The following is an 18,181-nucleotide window of genomic DNA, read 5'->3' on the forward strand; positions in this document are numbered from 1 at the left end:
TCCGTAAATTTTGGTCATGAGTCATAAGTGGCATCTATTTTGCTAATTAAGTCAGCCATTATCCGATTCGAGACACTGACATGCTGCATCAACCCCAATTTCTCCGCCAGAGTCTGGCGGTTGCCGTCTCCCTCTTTTCCTGGCAGGTCGCCATGGCAGCGAGTGAGGCGCCGCTCGCCCCGCCGGCCATGTCGACTCTGGTCATCACGGCGCCGGCCATGAGCGACCCCTATACGGTCCGCACCGATACGCGGCAGCCGCGGCTGCCGCTGCCGGCCCAGGACGGTGGCGCCTTCCTCAAGTCCATCCCCGGCTTTTCCGTCAGCCGCAAGGGGGGCACCAGCGGCGACCCGGAGCTGCGCGGCCTGGGCGGCTCGCGGCTGGCCATCCAGGCCGATGGGGCGAGCATCCTGGGGGGCTGCGGGGGACGCATGGACCCGCCGACCGCCTATATCTTCCCCCAGGCCTATGATCGAGTGGAGATCATCAAGGGCCCCCAGAGCGTGCGCTACGGGGTGGCCCCGGCGGGAGTGGTACGCTTCGAGCGTGACAAGCCGGTGCTGACCGAGGCCACCGTGGAGGGATTCGCCAGTTCCACCCTGGGCAGCCATGACCGTTTCGATTTGGTGAGCGATCTGACCGCCGGCAGCCGGGAGGGCTACGTTCGCTTGATCGGCACCCTCTCCGACCAGGACGACTACCGGGACGGTGACGGCAACCAAGTGCACTCCCAATACAGCCGTTGGAGCGGTACCGCCATCCTTGGCTGGACCCCCGATGTGGATACCCGCATCGAGCTGGCCGTGGATCGCAGCGATGCCGAGGCCGCCTACGATGATCGCCGCATGGATGGTACCGAGTTCGACCGGACCGGCTATACCCTGAGCGTGACACGTCAGAATCTGGCGCCTTGGCTGACCGAGGTCGAGGCCATGGCCTATTACAACTATGTCGATCATGTCATGGACAACTTCCGGCTGCGTGAGGCGCCGATGATGGCCATGGCCAGCAACCCCGACCGGCGCACCCAGGGAGCGCGGCTATCGGCCGAGCTCGCGCTGGGCGAGGCCAGTCATCTGGCCACTGGCCTGGACTATACCGAGAACCGACACCGCTGGCGTGGAACCACCAGCTGGCGTGAACAGCCGCGCAGCGGGCGAGCCGAGTTTACCGATCTGGGTGCCTTTGCCGAACTGGAGCATGAGCTGGGGGCGCGCAGCTGGCTGACCGTTGGGCTGCGAGTCGACCGCGCCGAGGCCGAGGCGCTCAATCCGGCGGGCTTCGGAGGCGCTGATCGGGGTGATGCCCAGCGCTCGACCCTGTGGAGCGGATTCGCCCGCTACGAGCATGCGCTGGCCGACCGGCCGGTGAGTCTGTTCGCCGGGGTGGGACGCGCCGAGCGGGCCGGCGACTTCTGGGAGCGCAATCGGGTCTTCGGTCTCGGCACCGAGACCCTGACCCAGCTCGATAGCGGTGCCAGCTGGAACGGGGAGCGGCTGACGGCCAACCTGTCGCTCTTCTATGGCTGGTACGACGACTATATCCTGGTGGATGAAACAGGCAATGCCCCCCGTGCGCGCAATATCGATGCCACCACCCTGGGTGCCGAAGCGGATCTCCGGCTACGCGTGACCGATAGCTGGAGTCTGAGCTCCTCGCTGGCCTGGGTGCGCAGCAACAACGATACCGATGATCGACCGCTGGCTCAGACGCCGCCGCTGGAGGCGACCCTGGGGCTGGACTATGCCCAGAATGCCTATTTCGGCGGCGTGCTGTGGCGCGGCGTGATGCGCCAGGATCGTATCGCCGAGGGGCAGGGCACCATCTACAGCCTGGATACCGACGAGTTGCCGGGGTTTGCCACGGCATCGGTCTATGCCGGTCGTAAGCTGTTCGGGAATACGACCGTCACCCTGGGAGTGGACAATCTCTTCGACCGCGCCTATGCCGAGCATATCCAGCGCGGCAGCGCCGACCTGGGAGCCACGGACGCACGAGTGAATGAGCCTGGGCGGACCCTATGGGCCAACCTCACCACGCGATTCTAAGCCTGGGGTGGCGGCGTGGGTGATTAGTGCCCAACCGCCACTCGCCCTTCGGCGGTTCAGGATGTACCGCCGAAGGCCTCGATCAGTCTCAGGAAGGGCAGCAGGGTCAGGGCCAGGATGGCGAGCACGGCCAGAGCCACCAGCAGTACCCTGACGGGGTGATGGCGCAGGCGTTGCCACTGGGTGGGCTGCTCCCCTCGCTCGATGCGGTCGGCATGCTCCTGGCGTACCCGCGCCTGCCGCTCGGCCTGGTAGCGCTCGATCACTTCCCTTGCCGCGTCCAGCTGGGTGTCGTCGCGCAGCCAGATGGCGTCGACGCCCAGCCGCCAGAAGCCGGCGTGGGTCTCGTAGGTGTCGAAGCCGTGCTCGTCGAGCAGCCGGCGCACCTCCCACGCCTCCTCGTCGGAGACGTTGGCCAGCCGAAACAGCAGCGTCGCCATCAGCTGGCCGCCTCGCACTGCCGCTCGGCCCGGTCGATGGCCGCATCGGCCCCGTCGAGATCGAAGGTCAGGAACCAGTAGTCCTCTTCGGCCCGGGTCAGGCGCAGCCTGAGGGTCTCGCCTTGGCGCATCTCCTCGATCAGCAGGGCCTGCTCGTTCAGGTAGAAGTTGACGTAGAAGCCGCTGTCGCCCCGCTGGGTGATGAACTCCGCCATGCCGCCGTGGATGGTGTCGTGGTCGACCCGCAGATCGGCGGGCACCAGGTTCGCCACCCGGCTCTCGGCCTGATGCTCATCGAGCTCGACGCGAAGCTCCAGCCACGGCAGGTCGCAGACCCCGGGGGTGAAGTTGAGGCTAAGCAGGGTGTCGCTGTAGCTGTGCTGCTCCAGGGCGCGGAAGTGGCGCTCATCGCCCAGCGACAGCGTCACGGAGTGCCAGCGACCGTGCGCCTCGAGGTCGCTGGTATTGAAGCTCGTGGCCCCGGCCAGCGGCGCGGCGATCAGGCCGGCCAGCAGCAGGGCGAAGCGCGCCGTGGGGGCAAGGGTCTGGATCATGGCCCGGTCATCCTGGAGGTCAGGCCGGGGATGGTAGCATTCGCGGCCCCCTCACGCCGAGTCATCACGGCCCGTCGGGCGCCTCGAGGCGGCTGTAGTAGGCGGCCAGGTCGGCGATGTCCTGATCGGTCAGGCCGCGCGTCATGCTGGCCATCCGGTGGCCCCTGTCGCCGGCGCGCAGCTCCCGCATGCCCTCGACGAAGCGCGTCTCGTCCATCCCGGCGATGCTGGGGTAGCGGGAGGTCACGCTGCGCCCCTGATAGCCGTGGCAGCTGGTGCACAGCTTGGCCATCTCGGCGCCCCGCTCGGGGTCGCCGCCGTAGCGGAAGGCGTCTTCGCGGGTTGTCGCATCAGTCGCCTCTTCTGCCGTGCTAGCCGTACTTTCCGCACTTGCCGTCAGGCTGATGGCTGCCATCACCACCAGTGACAGGGCTGCAGCGAAAGCCGTCGTCGACATTGTAATTCCCCCTTGCTGAGCATGTGCTGTCCCTCAGGGCTGGCCGCCCCCGGCCGGGTCAGTGGCCTGGCATACCGTTGTCATGCCTATCGCCGCCCGGAAACATGCTGGCGTCCTGGCGGCCCAGTTCGGTGAGCAGTTCCAGGTCGATCTCCTCGAAGGTCAGGATGCGTCCTCCATAGGTTTCCTGGAATGCCTCTGCCACACGCTGCTCGCTGAACGAGGCCAGGGTGTGGCCCATGGCGCCGCGGCGCTCATGCTCCACCACGTAGTAGGCCTCGGCGGCGAGGATGTAGGCATCGTCCGACGGCGTCGACCAGGGGGTGATGCCGACGTCATGCACCCAGGCGTGGCTGATGCGCCGCTCGTTCTCCGGTTGCAGCAGGAAGGCGAAGAGGTCGGTGGTGGAGCAGAACTTTCGGGCGCTCTGGTCGCGGTCCATGAAGGCTTGACCCTTGGGGCCCGGCAACTGTTCGATCAGCATGCCGCAGACGTGGCAGCTGTCGCCGTCGCTGATCGGCTGCGCCTCTGCCAGGGCCACGTCATCGTTGTCGCCGCAGCCGGCCAGCAGTAGCGTCGACAGAGCCAGGGCGGTAATGGGGAGGCGGATCATGGGGGGCTCCTATGATGAGCGATAGCGGACGTCAGGCCGAATGATGACGGAAGCGCAGGATGGCGAACCCCAGGGGAACGGCAATCCAGCCGAGCATCACCAGCACCAGCCAGCTGATCGGGAAGTCGATATCGCTGGCGATGGCGGTGACACCGGTATAGGCCTGGGCCGTGTCGAAGCCGACCATGTTGATCAGCCGGAAGCCGTCGGTCGGGTTCAACAGCAGCAGCCAGGGTAGCCAGTCGCCGCCGCCCTGCACGCTGACCAGCAGCGCCAGTAGTCCCAGGTCGAAGACCAGCACGAACAGGAACCACACCCCCAGCGCCAGGCCGGCAGCGCGGGCTTTCTCGCTGACCCAGACGCTGATCAGGTAGGCGAAGGCGATGAAGACCCAGCCCAGCAGTACGCTGCTGAGGATCAGCAGGCCCATGCTGGAGACCAGCTGGCCGATGTCGATGCCATCGGCGCCGATGCCGATGACGATGCCGGCAATGCCGAAGCCCAGCACGGTGGCGGCACCCAGGATCAGGCCGTGGCCGAGGAACTTGCCGAGCAGCAGCGCCGTGCGGCTCATCGGGTAGGTGAGCAGCAGCAGCAGGGTGCCGGACTCCTGTTCGCCGACCACGGCGTCATAGGCCAGCAGCAGGGCGATCAGCGGGATCAGAAAGACCGCCAGGGTCGACAGGCTGACCACGGTGGTGGAGAGGGTGGTGAAGCCCATCCCGCCGCTGGCGGCGGCGCCGAACCAGGCGATACCCACGGCCAGGGCGGCCAGGATCAGGGCGATGGCCAGTACCCAGCGGTTGCGCAGGCCGTCCTGGAACTCCTTGCGGGCGACGGTCAGGGTCGCGTTCATGAGTGGCCTCCGGTGTCATGGGGCGCGGAAAAGTGCGCATAGAGGTGCTCCAGGGTCGGAGGCAGCAGCTCGATGTCCTCGACGCCCGGTGTTTCGGTGAGTCGGCGCAGCACGGCCATCTTCGCCGTCGGATGAACGCCCAGCTCGAGGGCGTGGCCGTTGAGATGGCGCGGGGCGACTTGGGCCGCGTCCCAGCCCTGTGTCCAGTCGGTGCCGGGCCAGCTGCCGCGGGCCCGTACCGTCAGCGGCAGCGCGGCTTCCCGGCGCAGCTCCTCCAGGCTGCCCAGCGCCAGGCGGCGCCCGGCGCCGAGGATCAGGGCGCGGTCGATATAGGGTTCGATCCCCGGCAGCACGTGGGAGGAGAGCAGCACCGTGCAGCCGCGCTCTCGCAGTTCGCCTACCGTCTCGTAGAAATCGCGGGTGGCCGAGGGGTCGAGGCCGGTGGTGGGCTCGTCGAGCAGCAGCAGCTGAGGGTCGCCGAGCAGTGCCTGCGCCAGGCCAAGGCGCTGGCGCATGCCCTTGGAGTAGGTCTTGACGCGCCGATTGGCGGCCTCGGCAAGGCCGACTCGCTCGAGCAGTTCATCGACCTGACGGCGATCGACCCGCTTGAGTCGGGCGAAGTAGTCCAGTACCTCGCGGCCGCTGAGCTGTTCATAGAAGCTGACGTTCTCGGGCAGGTAGCCGAGCCGGCGGCGCAGGGTTTCGGCGTGGGGGCCGTCCGGCGCGCCGCCAAGCACCGAGAGCGATCCGGCGCTGGGCGAGATCAGGCCCAGGATCAGCTTCATGGTGGTGGTCTTGCCGGCGCCGTTATGGCCGAGCAGGGCGAGCACCTCGCCCTCCCGCACCTGGAGATCGAGATCGGCGAGGCGAGTGAGTTTGCCATGACGCTTGGTCAGGCCGTGGCATTCGATGACGGGCTTCATGCGCTGGCGTCTCCAAGGTCGGGTTCATGCATCAGGGGAGCGCTGTCGCGTACGCCCTGGGCGCGAAAGATCGGGAACTGGCGCTGTACCCAGCGCAGGGCGACCACCGCCGGGCTGCTCATCAACAGGCGCGCGCTGGGGTGGCGCCACAAGAGCCGGTCCACGGCGTCGTTGGGCTCATAGGCGGTGTCGCCGATGCCGTCGCCGGCGAGATCCCAGCCCAGGTAGTCGCTCCAGTAGTTGCCGCGGCCGTCGACCGACCACTCCTGCTGGCGAGTCGAGACGTACATCACCTGCTGACGATTGTTGATGAAGGCGTTCTCGTAGAGACGATTGTTTTCCGAACCGGCGGTCAGGTGGATGCCGATCTCGCTGTGGGCCAGGCGGTTGCCGTGGATGTCATTGGCCTGGGAGTTGTAGATGAACAGCGCCTTGCCCTCGGCGCCCAGCGTCACGCCGTGCTCGCTACCGCCGGCCCCCTGCCAGGCGGTGATGCCACTGATGCGGTTGCCGGCAATGGTGCTGTAGTTCACATAGTTCATCAGGATGCCGTAGTTGTGATCGCGCTCGGAGCGGTTGTTCACCACGCTGAGGTCGCGGGACATCATCAGCGCGTAGCCGGCGCGGGTGCCGCTGGTGTGGTTGTCGATGATCTTGCCGCCATGGGTGAACATGTAGTGGATCCCGAAGCGGGAGTCGCGCAGGCGGTTGTTGCGGAATTCCAGGTCGCGGCTGGTATCCACGTAGATGGCGTCGCGGCTGTCGCGGACGTCATTGTCGGCGATCAGGCCGCCGTCGATGTTGTAGAGGCGGATGGCATCGCCGCGGTCCTGGGAGCGGACGTCGGTATTGCCGCGGATGTGGTTGCCGATCACGCTCGGGGCTTCCAGGTGCCAGAGCCAGACACCGAAGGCCACGTTCTCCATCACGGTGTCTTCGATGTGAATTCGGTGGGCGCCACGCTCGGCGTGGACGGCCGCGTTCATGTCAGTCAGGTTGAAACCCGAGTTGCGCAGGGTCAGGCCTTCGATACGCACATCCGGGGCGGTGACGCGAATCACGTCGCCTTCGCCTTGGGCGTCGAGGATGGCGCCAGGCTCGCCGCGCAGGGTCAGCGGCTTGTCGATCAGGATGCCGCCGGAATGTACCCCTTCGCTGAGCAGCAGTTCGCTGCCGGCAGGGGCGCTATCGATACGCGCTTGCAGGGCATCGCCATCGGGGGTGACTCGCTGGGCGGAGAATGCTTGCGTTGCCAGCATCAGCAGGCAGCAGCCGAGGATAAGTCGTAGCAAAGCGGCTACCTCAATCGTTGTGGGGCCGGCCCCGCAGGGCCGGCCCGGGACATCACGCGGGTTCCACGAGCATCCTGCCGGACATCTCCATGTGCAGGGCATGGCAGAACCAGCTGCAGTAGTACCAGTGTACGCCAGGCTTCTCGGCGATGAAGGTGGCCGAGGAGGTCTGCTGCGGGTGGATCTCGAAGTTGATGCCGTGATTGACCATGGCGAAGCCGTGGCTCACGTCGGCGATGTTGTCCATATTGGTGACCACCACCGTGACTTCATCACCCTGCTTGACGCGGAACTCGGTGAGACCGAAGTTCGGCGCGACCGAAGTCATGTAGACCCGCACCTTGTTGCCGTCGCGAACCACCGTGTTGGCGGTCTCCAGCTCGATGCCGTCGGCCTCGGCCATGGCCACGGTTTCGGCGAAGTACGGATCGTCCCGCGTATAGACCTGTGACGGGTTGAGCTGGTCGGCACGGATCATCAGCGCATCGTGGGGCTCGGCATAGGTCGGGCCGTCGTGCACCAGCTTCATCTGCTGGCCGGTGATGTCGATCAGTTGGTCGTTCTCGGCGTGCATCGGGCCCACCGGCAGGAACCGGTCCTTGGAGAACTTGCACAGCGCGGTCAGGTACTTGCCGTCGACGTCGCGGCTACAGGCGAGCGATGCCTTGATGTGGCCGATGTTGTAGTGTACGTCGATGCGGTCGCGGATGTAGTTGACCTCGTCGCCGTTGTAGGAACGGATGGCATCTTCCACGTTCCACTTGACCACCTGGCTGTCGAGGAACAGCGAGGTGTAGGCGTTGCCGCGGTCGTCGAAGGTGGTGTGCAGCGGCCCCAGGCCCACTTCCGGCTCGGCGACCACGGTGTCGCGGGGGTCGTCGAGCCCGCCGTCGAACCATTCGGCGACCCGTGACCACTCGATGACGGTACAGGTTGGCGAGAGCTTGCCGCTGACCACGCAGTACTTGCCTTCCGGAGGCATGGTGTTGACGCCGTGGGGGCTGCGCGGGGTCGGCACGTAGAGCGCGAAGGGGTTGCGGCCGTCATGGGCCTGCTCGCGGGCGTCGACCACCGGGACCGGCGAGTCGCCGAGCGTGGTGGTGTTGCCGTTGGCGACCGCTTGCTCGATGGCCGGCACGTCGAAGATCACCGTCCAGTCGCGCTCCGGGCCCATCATCTCCGGCAGGGTCATGCCGCGGCTGGAGTTGTAGCAGGAAGCGGCGACGAAGCGGCCGGTGTAGTCGGTGTCGCAGTTGTCGAGGTTGCCATCGACGATCGCCTGCCACTTGATCTCCATGGTGTCGGCGTCGAGGCAGGTCATCATGGTCCAGTACTCGGACGTGTCGTCCATGTTCTGGCCGTTGTTGTTCAGCGGTACGATCATCTCGCCTACCGCGAAGACGTCCTCGGTCTTCGGTACCCGCTGCAGGGTCAGGCCGTGGATGGCCTGGACGTTGGGGATGGTGACGATCTTGTCGGCGCGCATGATATCCAGGCGGATACGCGCCACGCGGGTGTTCAGCTTGTCGTTGATGAAGCAGTAGCGGCCATCATAGCGGGCGTCGGTGTAGCTCACCTTGGGGTGGTGGGTGTCGCCGTTGAGCGGGGCGTTCTCGCCCAGCACGCGCTTGGACTCGTTGGTGATCCCCCAGCCGGTGGCGCTGTCGACGTTGAAGACCGGGATTCGAAGCAATTCGCGCATGGAGGGCACGCCGAGAATGCGCACTTCGCCGGAGTGGCCGCCGCTCCAGAAGCCATAGTACTCGTCGAGTTCGCCCGGCTCGACGTGGTGGTCGTTGTTCGAGGCGGCTTCGGCCGGCCGGCTGCCCATCATGGCGCCGGCGCCGAAGCCGCCGGCGATACCCGCTCCGGCCACGCCGGTGATCGCGCTGTTGCGCAGGAAGTGCCGGCGGCTGAGGTCTTTGATGTGGTCGTTCTTGTCGCTCATGGTTCACTCCTCCTGAAGAGTGGGGATGCGCTGCAGTTTGGCCCCGCTGCCCTGCGCAGCATCGGCCGGGTACGTTTCGACGCCACCTGACTTCGAGGAAACCCTGGCGGCTTTCTCGTAGCGCTTGCGACGCTTGATCATCGGCGGGCAGCGTTGGTCGTCGTGGTAGGTCACCTGGCAGTCCAGGCAGTAGTGGCACTCGTTGGCATTGATGCGGCCGTCGGGGTGGATGGCCGCCACTTCGCACTCGTTGGCGCAGATCTGGCAGGGGGTACCGCAGCTGCCGCGATGGCGCTTGAGCCAGTCGAACAGGCGCAGGCGGGCGGGAATCGCGAGTCCCGCGCCCAGCGGGCAGATGTAGCGGCAGTAGGCCTTGTGGGTGAAGGCGGAGATCGCCAGCAGGCCCAGGGCGTAGAGCAGGAAAGCCCACTCACGCTGGAAGCGCATGGTCACGGCGGTCTTGAAGGGCTCGACCTCGGCATACCGCTCGGCCTGTCCCAGCGAGTGAAGCGATACCGCGAACAGGCCCAGCAGGATGATGTACTTGATGGCCCACAGCCGCTCGTGCACGGCGAAGGGCACTTCGAACTGTGGCACTTTGAGCTTGCGAGCGGCCTTGTTGATCAGGTCCTGCATGGCCCCGAAGGGGCACAGCCAGCCGCAGAAGACGCCGCGGCCCCACATCAGCAGCGTCACCGCCACGAACGACCAGAGGATGAACATCATCGGGTCGATCAGGAACGACTCCCAGCTGAAGCCGCCCATCAAGGAGTGGATGAAGGTGAGGATGTTGACCACCGAGAGCTGGGCCAGCGAGTACCAGCCGATGAACGTGACGGTATAGATCAAAAAGCCGATGCGCAGCGGCTCGAGGATGCGCGGGTAACGCACCAGCACGTCCTGGAACAGCATGATGGCGGTCAGCACGGTCAGGCCGATGCCAAGGACCACGATCTGGAAGGTGCGGTCGCGCCATACCTGTACCCACAGCGCCTCCTCGACGGGCGGTTCGAAGCGCTCGATATAGGCTTCCGGGATGCTGTAGTCGGCATTGAAGCGCACGAACTCGGTATCCAGGGCGCCGGTGGCCCGGCGCACCAGCAGGCCCAGCTCCCAGGGCTCGCCGGGGTCGAACTGGGCGTCCTCCCGGATGATGAAGATATCTCGCTCGGTCAGCCGCGGTGCGCCATCGATGCCCATGCGCACGATGCGACGGTGGTCGCTGTCCTGAAAGGCGATGGCGGTATTGCCCTGGCCGGCCTCGATGCGGTCGAAGATGCCGCCGCGTACATAGCCCGAGCCCTTGAAGGAGTAGTCGCCGCGGGCCATCACGCCGATGGCGTGCTCGCCTTCGTCGAGGCGCTCCATGAGCTGATCATATACCACGTCGCCGAGCAGGTTGCGGCCGGCCGTCGGAGCATTCAGGTAGGTCACGTAGAGGTCGATGAAGGTACTCTCGGGATCCTCGCCGCTGGCGTAGGCCTCGGCGGGAGTGCCGACGAAGGCCTCGTCGATCTGGCCGTGGGTCAGGTGAAGCCGGCGAATGGTGCCGTCACCCACCAGGGTTTCCCAGTCGGCCGGCTCGAACACGTCGTGGCGCACCTTGGCCGGCGGGGTCGCCAGCGGGTCGTCGATCAGCCCCTGCTCGGCGGCGACCCGGCGGGCCGCGCGCATGATCGTCTCGGTGAGCACGATCACCGTAACGGTGGCGCCGGAGATGGCGTCGAGGTTCTCGCCCACGCGCAGCCGCTCGCTGACGTGATGGGGGATGTGGGCATCGGCATAGTCGATCAGGCGCTGTTCGGGGATCCCCACCAGCATGATTGGCTCCTCGTGGCCGAGGATGGTGGCCTGGGTGAGCCGGGCCTCCAGGTCGAAGCCCACCAGCATGTTGATCGGCTTGCCGGAATAGGCGGGAATAGGCGCGACATCGTCGGTTTTAAAGGCGTAGCCCAGCAGGGTCTCACCGGCATAGACCGCCTTGGCGGGATGCTCACCCTCGGCAGCGGAGAGTCGCGTGGCCTCCGGGAAGCCAGGCTTGACCTGGTCGAGCTCGATGGCCTGGGCGGGCAGCAGGGCCGCCAGCAGGGTTAGACCGAGGAGCCAGGAAAGGGAGTGTTTCAGGAAGGCGGCGTGCCGGGTCGACATGGGCTGTCCCTTGAGCGCTGGGTCCGCTATGAGCAGCCCAGCGGCTTCAACATGTATCTGAAATGAATCTTTGTGGTGCCATCATGCCAGTTGCCCTGCAAAGTCGAATTGACGTGGGTCATGTTCGCTGGTGAGTGTGAGGCGGGCACCGCATTGTCGGTAGCGAACAAAGCATGGGGTGGGGCGTGAGCAAAAAAAGGCGCCGCCTGCCTGGAGCAGGGGCGCCTGAGGGGAGTGCGGGCACAATTGGGGAGGCGATGGTACCTCGCTCGTCTAGTGGTTTAGAGCACCGGCTCGAGCATGAAGTCCACGGCGGCCTTGACTTCCTCGTCGCTCAGGTTGGGATGGCCGCCGCGAGCCGGCATGGCCTGGAAGCCCTCAATGGAGTGTTCATACATGACGTCCATGCCCTTCTCCAGGCGCGGGGCCCAGGCGGCTTCATCGCCCTTGATGGGCGCGCCGGCGGCGCCGGTCATGTGACAGGCCATGCAGGCCTGGTTGTAGATGGCCTCGCCGTCGGGCTCGGCCTGGGCCGACGCAGTGAAGGCCAGGGCGGCGGCGCCGGTCAACAGGGCAGTGGTCAGCTTGTTCATCAAGGTTCTCCTGGTCGTGCTATTCACGGTATGGCCTGGCCCCGACGGGGCAAGAGGCCGGGTTGGGAAATATTTCCATGCATACTGCTTGGTAGATCAAGAGTAGACAAGAATAGCGGCGCAGGGCAGTGCCTGCGCTCACTCATTCCTTGATTTGCAGCAGCTGCGCCAGCTGGGGTTGGCGGCGGCCGAGCATGTCGGCCAGCGTATAGCGGTCCAGCACGGCCATGAAGGCGCCGAGTGCTTCATTGAGTATCGGCTTGAGCCGGCAGGCCGGGGTGATGATGCACTCGTTCGAATCGCGAAAGCACTCCACCAGGCCGAGCTCTTGCTCGGTCGCCCGGACAAGCTCGCCCAGGCTCACCTCCTCCGCCGGGCGATTGAGCAGCAGCCCGCCGTTCTTGCCGCGAATGGTGGTGATATAGCCGCGGTGGCTGAGATCCTGCACCACCTTCATCAGATGATTGCGCGACACGCCGAAGGTCTCGGCGATCTCGGTGATGGTGGCCCGCTCCTGGTCCTTCACGGCGAGGTAGATCAGCACGCGCAGGGCGTAGTCGGTGTAGCGAGTCAGGTGCATGGTTGTCTCATCACTATCGGGGCTTGATGCTCATCAAGAAAAAAGCATTAAAAGCGGCATATTCTATCATCCGCCCTGGTGATGCGCGCTGTGTCATGGGGTGAGGCATCCGGTCGCGTCAGCACGAAGGCGCCCACGCAGCAGAAGATCACCGCGGTCAGTCCCAGCACCGGCGCCGGCGCGCCGCCCAGCCACAGCACCAGCCAACTCAGCATCAGCAGTCCCGCCGCGAGCCGCTTGGCGCGGCGGGGCACGGCGCGCTGGTGCTGCCAGGCGTGCAGGGTGGGGCCCAGGCGAGGGTGCTGCCACAGCCAGCGCGCCAGGCGCGGCGACCCCTTGGGGGCCGCCCAGGCGGCCACCAGCAGGAAGGGGGTGGTGGGCAGCAGCGGCACCACCAGGCCGGCGGTGCCCAGCCCGATACAGCCATAGGCCAGGCAGCGCCAGGCCAGTCGTGACACCACGGACGTCATTCAGACCTCGCGGATTGGCAGCGGTTCGTCTAAGTAGTATTTTATATGCATGTTTCGAGTCGATGTAAAGCCCGCGCGCGCGCAGTCCCACCATCGTCGGGTGTCGGCTCCCCCGCCGCTGCCGGCCTGGCGCTGGCTGTTTCCCCTGGCGGCGCTGCACGCGGCGCTGATGGTGCCGCTGTCGCTGCTCTCGCTCTACCACCAGTTGGATGTGGTGCCGCAGCTGGCCTCGCCCGCCGCCCATGCGCGGGAGCTGCTGTTTGGCTTCGCCCTGGCGGTGATCGCCGGCTACCTGCTAGGTCCGATTTCGCGCCCCCGGCTCGGCTGTCTGGTGGGGCTGTGGCTGGTGGGGCGGCTGGGGGTGCTGGAGTGGCCCGGCAGCGTCGTGGCGAGCCTGGCCGATGGCGCCTTCGCCCTGTGGGTAGCGTCGCTGCTGGTGCCGCGCTTTCTCGCCGCCAAGAAGTGGCGCAACCGTCTATTGTCGCCGCTGCTGGGGCTGATCTGCCTGCTGGCGGTGGTGACCCTTACCTGGCGCTATCTCGACGACATGCCCAGCACGGCCCCGCTGATGCACCAGAGCGTGCTGTGGCTGGTGCTGCTAATGACCTTCATGGGCGGGCGGATCATCGCCCCGGCGGTCAACGGCCACCTGATGCAGCGACATCGCCTCGCCGGCGCCGGGGTCCAGCCGCGCATTGAGTCAGCGCTGATTCTGCTGCTGGGGCTGGCGCCCTTCGTCATGCTCTGGCCCCGGCTGCAGTCGCTGGCCGCGTTGCTGGTGGCCGCCGCCGGCCTGCTGGTGCTGTGGAGGATCCGCGGCTGGCGGCCGGGCCTGTGTCGGGGGCGGCGGGATCTGCTGGTGCTGATGCTCGGCTACGGCTGGCTGGGCATCGGGCTCTTGCTGCTGGCGCGGGCCTGGTGGCTGCCGGCCCACGCCAGCACCGCGCTGCACGCCTTCACCATCGGGGCCCTGGGCACCCTGGCCAGTACCATCATGCTGCGCCACGTGATCCTGCGCGCCAAGGGGCGCCCCGAGGCGGAGTGGAGCCTGGTGCCGCTGGCCGTGCTGTTTGCCCTGGCGGCCCTGCTGCGGCTGTGGGCGCTGGAGACGGGCAGCTCCTGGCTGGTGGTGCTGTGGGGCTCGGCGGCGGCCTGGGGTCTGGCCTGGCTGCTGGTGGCCTGGCGGCTGTGCCACTGGCTGTCGCGTCTTCCGCCCGCGCGACCTCGCCAGACTTGACCCCGGGCAAGGATGAGGCGCGCCTCGGGCGACGGGGTCGGCCGCCGATGGCATACTGACGGCATGAGGCGATGGCCAGCTCCATGCCCCCTTCTCAAGAGGCTGTTTCCGATCATGCAAGACACGCTGCTGTTCAATCGCCCCCTGGTGGAGAAGTACGACCGCCCGGGGCCGCGCTATACCTCCTATCCCACTGCGCCGCAGTTCCATACGGCCTTCGCCGAGGACGACTATCGCGCCGCCGCTGAGCGCAGCAACCGCGCCGCCTCGCCCAAGCCGCTGTCGGTCTACGTGCATATCCCGTTCTGCAAGAGCCTGTGCTACTACTGCGCCTGTAACAAGATCATCACCCACAACACCGAGCGCGCCGCCGAATACCTCACCTGGCTGAAGCGGGAGGTCGAGGTCCAGGGCGCGCTGTTCGACGACTCGCGTCGGATGACCCAGCTGCACCTGGGTGGCGGCACGCCCACCTACCTGACCAACGCGCAGCTGGGCGAGCTGATGGCGGCCCTGGACGACGCCTTCCACTTCGCGCCGCCCGCCGAGCGCGAGTTCTCCCTGGAGGTGGACCCGCGTACCGTGACCCCGGGGCAGATTCATGAGCTGCATGCGCTCGGCTTCAACCGCCTGAGCTTCGGCGTGCAGGACTTCGATGCCGATGTCCAGGCGGCGGTCAATCGCATCCAGAGCGAGGAGCAGGTGGTCGAGCTGGTCCAGGCGGCCCGCGAGGCCGGCTTCGCCTCGGTCAGCGTCGATCTGATCTACGGCCTGCCGCTGCAGACCGTGGCCAGCTTCGATGCCACCCTGGACAAGATCATCGCCCTGCGCCCGGACCGCATCGCCACCTACAGCTATGCGCACCTGCCGGACCTGTTCAAGGCCCAGCGGCTGATCCGTCCCGAGGACATGCCGCCCCCGGAGCGCAAGATGGAGCTACTCGAGCTGACCATCCGGCGCCTCACTGAGGCCGGCTACGTCTATATCGGCATGGACCACTTCGCCCTGCCCGAGGACGAGCTCAGCCTGGCCCGGGAGAATGGCACTCTGCAGCGCAACTTCCAGGGCTATTCCACCCACGCCGACTGCGACATGATCGGGCTCGGCAACACCTCCATCGGCAAGGTGGGCGATAGCTACAGCCAGAACGTCAAGGAGACCGCCCAGTATCAGGCGCGGCTCGAGGCCGGCCGGCTGCCGGTGATGCGCGGCTACCGGCTCAACGACGACGACCGCTTGCGTCGCGACGTGATCAACGCCCTGATGTGCCACGGCCGGGTCGACTTCGCCGACATCGAGGCGCGCCATGGGATCGCCTTCCGGGACTACTTCGCCGACGCCCTGGCGCAGCTGGCGGAAATGCAGGATGACGGCCTGCTCGCCATCCGCGACGGCGATATCGAGGTGCTGCCGACCGGGCGGCTGATGATGCGCAACATGGCCATGGCCTTCGACGCCTACCTCAAGCCTGAGGAGAACCGCTACTCGCGTACGGTGTGACGGCCTGTGGTGGGACCACACGAAAACGGCGCCCCGCGGGGCGCCGTTTTCGTGGGCGGGGAAGAGGCGGCGCTTCAGGTTCGCTCGAACAGCAGGTTGTTCTCCAGGTGAATGTGCTGCATCAGGTCCTCGCGGAATTCGTTGAGCCCGGTGTAGAGGGCGCGCCAGGTGGTGCAGGCCCCCTTGGGCGGGGTGATGTCGTCGGTCAGCGCCATCACCTGCTCGAGGTTCTCGCCGTGGTCGTCATGCTCGTGGCGCATCACCGCGATCGGTCCCTGGGCCTGGGCGGCCATGCCGTTGCGCAGCATCGGGAAGAGGATCTGCTCCTCCTTCTGCATATGGCTCTCCATCGCTTGGTAGATGACCGTCAGCAGGTCGGCCAGGCCGTTGGGGCAGGTGTCGCGTTCCCCGTGCACCTGCTCGACCCGGCGGGCCATGCGGATCAGCTCCGGCAGCTGCTGGCGGTGGACGTCGTGGTAGCGGGTCAGGATATGGTCGATCAGCTCGGCGTTGCTGGCCTCGCGCCAGTCGCGCTCGTCGGGGCTGCCGGCCGGCAGGGCCTGCAGAGCGTCGACCAGCTTGTTGGCATCCAGGCCGGCGCGCTCGGCTGCGTCGCGTAGGGTGAGTTTGCCGCCGCAGCAGAAGTCGATGCTGTGGGCGTGGAAGACGCGCGTGGCGCCGGGCAGCGACAGGGCGATGCGGCCGACGGATTGTTCCAGCAGGGTCATGGTGGACTCCTCCAAGGTGAGCGGTTGCCTGTTGGATAAGCAAGACGCGTGCCAGGCTCTAATTCGTTGACTATCAAGGAAGTCGTGCCGGATGGGGTTATAATGACCGCGATGAAGTCGGGTTGTATTGACCTTATGAGGTGATTTTTACCGTGTTGAGCGACACCCTGCTGGCGGACCTGGCCGCCGACCTGCCCAGCGCCGTGCGGCTGCAGCGGCTGGTACGTACCCTGCGAGAGGGCTTTCGCTGCGGAGCGGTCTGCCTGCTGCGGCTTCGCGATGGTGTGCTGGCGCCGGTCGCGGTGGACGGCCTGGTGCGCGAGGCGCTGGGACGGCGCTTCGAGGTGGCCCGCCATCCGCGCCTGGCGACCATTCTCACCAGCCGGCGCACCACCCTCTTTCCGCCGGACTCGACGCTGCCTGACCCCTACGACGGCCTGGTGGAGCAGCGGCCGGGTGAGCCGCTGCACGTCCACGACTGCATGGGCATCAGCCTGCACGTCGAGGGCGAGCCCTGGGGCGTGCTGACCCTGGATGCGCTGGTGGCGGGTACCTTCGATGAGGCCGCTTGCGAGGCGCTGGCACGCTATGCGCTGCTGATCGAGGCGGCGGTGCGGGTGACGCGCCTGGAGCAGGACCTGCGGGCGCTGCGCATGGCGAACCACGGCCAGGTGGTAGCGGTCGAGCCCGGCGAGGGAGGCGAGATCCTCGGCCATAGCCCGGTGCTGCAGCGGCTGCTCGGCGAGTTGGACGTGGTGGCGGAGTCCGACCTGCCGGTACTGCTCAGCGGTGAGACCGGGGTCGGCAAGGAGCTCTTCGCCCGGCGCCTGCACCGGCGCTCGTCCCGGGGCGAGGCGCCCCTGGTGCAGGTCAACTGCGCGGCGCTGCCCGAGTCGCTGGCGGAAAGCGAGCTGTTCGGGCATGTGAAGGGGGCCTTCTCCGGGGCTAGCGCCGACCGGGCCGGACGCTTCGAGGCCGCCGACGGCGGCACCCTGTTTCTCGACGAAGTGGGCGAGCTGCCCTCGAGCATCCAGGCCAAGCTGCTGCGCGCGCTTCAGAACGGCGAGGTGCAGCGCCTGGGCGAGGACACCCCGCGGCGCGTCGACGTGCGCATCATCGCCGCCACCAATCGCCACCTGGCCGATAGCGTGCGCGACGGCCACTTTCGTGCCGACCTCTATCATCGCCTCTCGGTCTACCCTGTGGTGATTCCGCCGCTGCGCGAGCGCGGCGGCGATATCCTGGTACTGGCCGGCCACTTCCTGGAGATCAACCGGGCCCGGCTCGGCGTGCGCAGCCTGCGGCTTTCGGCGGACGCCGAGGTGGCGCTGCTCGCCTACGCCTGGCCGGGCAATGTGCGCGAGCTCGAGCATGTCATCAGCCGGGCAGCGATCAAGGCCCTGAGCCAGGGGGCGCGCCGCGACGATATCGTGACCCTGGCGGCGGCGGGGCTAGACCTGCCGGTCGCCGCCGGTGCGGCACGCCAGGCGCCGGCGGTGGCCAGTGATTCGGAGCCACCCGCGAAGGCGCCGCCGCTGCGCGCGCAGGTCGACCAGGCCCAGCGGCACGCCATCCGCCAGGCGCTGAGCGCCAGCGAGGGACGCTGGGCGGAAGCGGCCCGGCGGCTGGCCGTCGATCCCAGCAATCTGCATAAACTTGCGCGCCGCTTGGGGATCAAATAGTTACCGGAAAGCAAGAGGGAAAAGCAAATTTTTATCCAGATATGGTGCTTGATCATCGAATCTGGTCTATATATGGTACGCAGGCCCCGGTCGGGGCAGTGGCATGAGCTTG

At 66.8% G+C, this 18,181-nt stretch carries 17 protein-coding genes; 4 read left to right on the forward strand and 13 right to left on the reverse strand.

Annotation, left to right across the window (positions count from 1 at the left end; all coding sequences use genetic code 11):
• Positions 1–80: 80 nt before the first annotated feature.
• Positions 81–2,048 (forward strand): TonB-dependent copper receptor, encoded by a 1,968-nt coding sequence (locus HOP52_RS03465; protein WP_238975870.1) that lies wholly within the window; start codon positions 81–83, stop codon positions 2,046–2,048.
• 56 nt (positions 2,049–2,104) lie between these two features.
• Here HOP52_RS03465 and HOP52_RS03470 read toward each other — a convergent pair whose 3' ends face one another.
• From HOP52_RS03470 to HOP52_RS03525, 12 genes are all read right to left on the reverse strand, one after another.
• A complete protein-coding gene (locus HOP52_RS03470; RefSeq protein WP_238975871.1) occupies positions 2,105–2,488 on the reverse strand; it encodes a DUF6164 family protein in 384 nt (127 codons plus the stop codon).
• A complete protein-coding gene (locus tag HOP52_RS03475) occupies positions 2,488–3,042 on the reverse strand; it encodes a hypothetical protein (RefSeq protein ID WP_238975872.1) in 555 nt (184 codons plus the stop codon). Before HOP52_RS03475 ends, HOP52_RS03470 begins: the two co-directional genes overlap by 1 nt.
• Before the next feature lie 64 nt (positions 3,043–3,106).
• Positions 3,107–3,499 carry a c-type cytochrome gene (locus HOP52_RS03480; protein ID WP_238975873.1) on the reverse strand — a complete coding sequence of 131 codons (393 nt, stop codon included), beginning with the start codon at positions 3,497–3,499 and terminating at the stop codon, positions 3,107–3,109.
• A gap of 58 nt (positions 3,500–3,557) precedes the next feature.
• Positions 3,558–4,112, reverse strand: coding sequence for a nitrous oxide reductase accessory protein NosL (locus HOP52_RS03485; protein ID WP_238975874.1), 555 nt, complete (start codon positions 4,110–4,112; stop codon positions 3,558–3,560).
• 31 nt (positions 4,113–4,143) lie between these two features.
• Positions 4,144–4,968 (reverse strand): ABC transporter permease, encoded by an 825-nt coding sequence (locus tag HOP52_RS03490; RefSeq protein ID WP_238975875.1) that lies wholly within the window; start codon positions 4,966–4,968, stop codon positions 4,144–4,146.
• Positions 4,965–5,891, reverse strand: a complete 927-nt coding sequence (locus HOP52_RS03495) for an ABC transporter ATP-binding protein (protein ID WP_238975876.1) — start codon at positions 5,889–5,891, stop codon at positions 4,965–4,967. The genes HOP52_RS03490 and HOP52_RS03495 overlap by 4 nt, the downstream gene beginning before the upstream one ends.
• Entirely contained in the window at positions 5,888–7,183 is a 1,296-nt protein-coding gene (locus HOP52_RS03500) for a nitrous oxide reductase family maturation protein NosD (RefSeq protein WP_238975877.1), read from the reverse strand. Before HOP52_RS03500 ends, HOP52_RS03495 begins: the two co-directional genes overlap by 4 nt.
• 52 nt (positions 7,184–7,235) lie before the next feature.
• Complete coding sequence (nosZ, locus tag HOP52_RS03505) at positions 7,236–9,131, reverse strand: TAT-dependent nitrous-oxide reductase (protein WP_238975878.1); 1,896 nt, start codon at positions 9,129–9,131, stop codon at positions 7,236–7,238.
• A 3-nt stretch (positions 9,132–9,134) separates the two neighbouring features.
• The gene (gene nosR, locus HOP52_RS03510) at positions 9,135–11,279 is read right to left on the reverse strand and encodes a transcriptional regulator NosR (protein WP_238975879.1); all 2,145 of its coding nucleotides are present in this window, start codon (positions 11,277–11,279) and stop codon (positions 9,135–9,137) included.
• Positions 11,280–11,560: 281 nt separating this feature from the next.
• Entirely contained in the window at positions 11,561–11,872 is a 312-nt protein-coding gene (locus HOP52_RS03515) for a c-type cytochrome (RefSeq protein WP_238975880.1), read from the reverse strand.
• A gap of 142 nt (positions 11,873–12,014) precedes the next feature.
• Complete coding sequence (locus tag HOP52_RS03520) at positions 12,015–12,452, reverse strand: Rrf2 family transcriptional regulator (protein ID WP_238975881.1); 438 nt, start codon at positions 12,450–12,452, stop codon at positions 12,015–12,017.
• Positions 12,453–12,499: 47 nt separating this feature from the next.
• Complete coding sequence (locus HOP52_RS03525; RefSeq protein WP_238975882.1) at positions 12,500–12,922, reverse strand: YbaN family protein; 423 nt, start codon at positions 12,920–12,922, stop codon at positions 12,500–12,502.
• Positions 12,923–13,022: 100 nt separating this feature from the next.
• Here HOP52_RS03525 and HOP52_RS03530 point away from each other — a divergent pair, with 100 nt between their 5' ends.
• Positions 13,023–14,159: an NnrS family protein gene (locus HOP52_RS03530; protein WP_238975883.1), complete on the forward strand. Its 1,137-nt coding sequence runs from the start codon at positions 13,023–13,025 to the stop codon at positions 14,157–14,159.
• Between the two features lie 114 nt (positions 14,160–14,273).
• On the forward strand, positions 14,274–15,659 hold the full coding sequence (hemN, locus tag HOP52_RS03535; RefSeq protein ID WP_238975884.1) for an oxygen-independent coproporphyrinogen III oxidase: 1,386 nt from the start codon (positions 14,274–14,276) through the stop codon (positions 15,657–15,659).
• Positions 15,660–15,733: 74 nt separating this feature from the next.
• On the opposite strand, the gene ytfE is transcribed toward hemN, so the two are convergent.
• The gene (gene ytfE / locus HOP52_RS03540; protein ID WP_238975885.1) at positions 15,734–16,387 is read right to left on the reverse strand and encodes an iron-sulfur cluster repair protein YtfE; all 654 of its coding nucleotides are present in this window, start codon (positions 16,385–16,387) and stop codon (positions 15,734–15,736) included.
• Between the two features lie 152 nt (positions 16,388–16,539).
• Here ytfE and norR point away from each other — a divergent pair, with 152 nt between their 5' ends.
• The gene (gene norR / locus HOP52_RS03545) at positions 16,540–18,069 is read left to right on the forward strand and encodes a nitric oxide reductase transcriptional regulator NorR (RefSeq protein WP_238975886.1); all 1,530 of its coding nucleotides are present in this window, start codon (positions 16,540–16,542) and stop codon (positions 18,067–18,069) included.
• Positions 18,070–18,181 lie beyond the last annotated feature (112 nt).

The sequence above is a fragment of the Billgrantia campisalis genome, from assembly GCF_022341425.1.
In the GTDB taxonomy this organism is placed as follows: domain Bacteria; phylum Pseudomonadota; class Gammaproteobacteria; order Pseudomonadales; family Halomonadaceae; genus Halomonas; species Halomonas campisalis.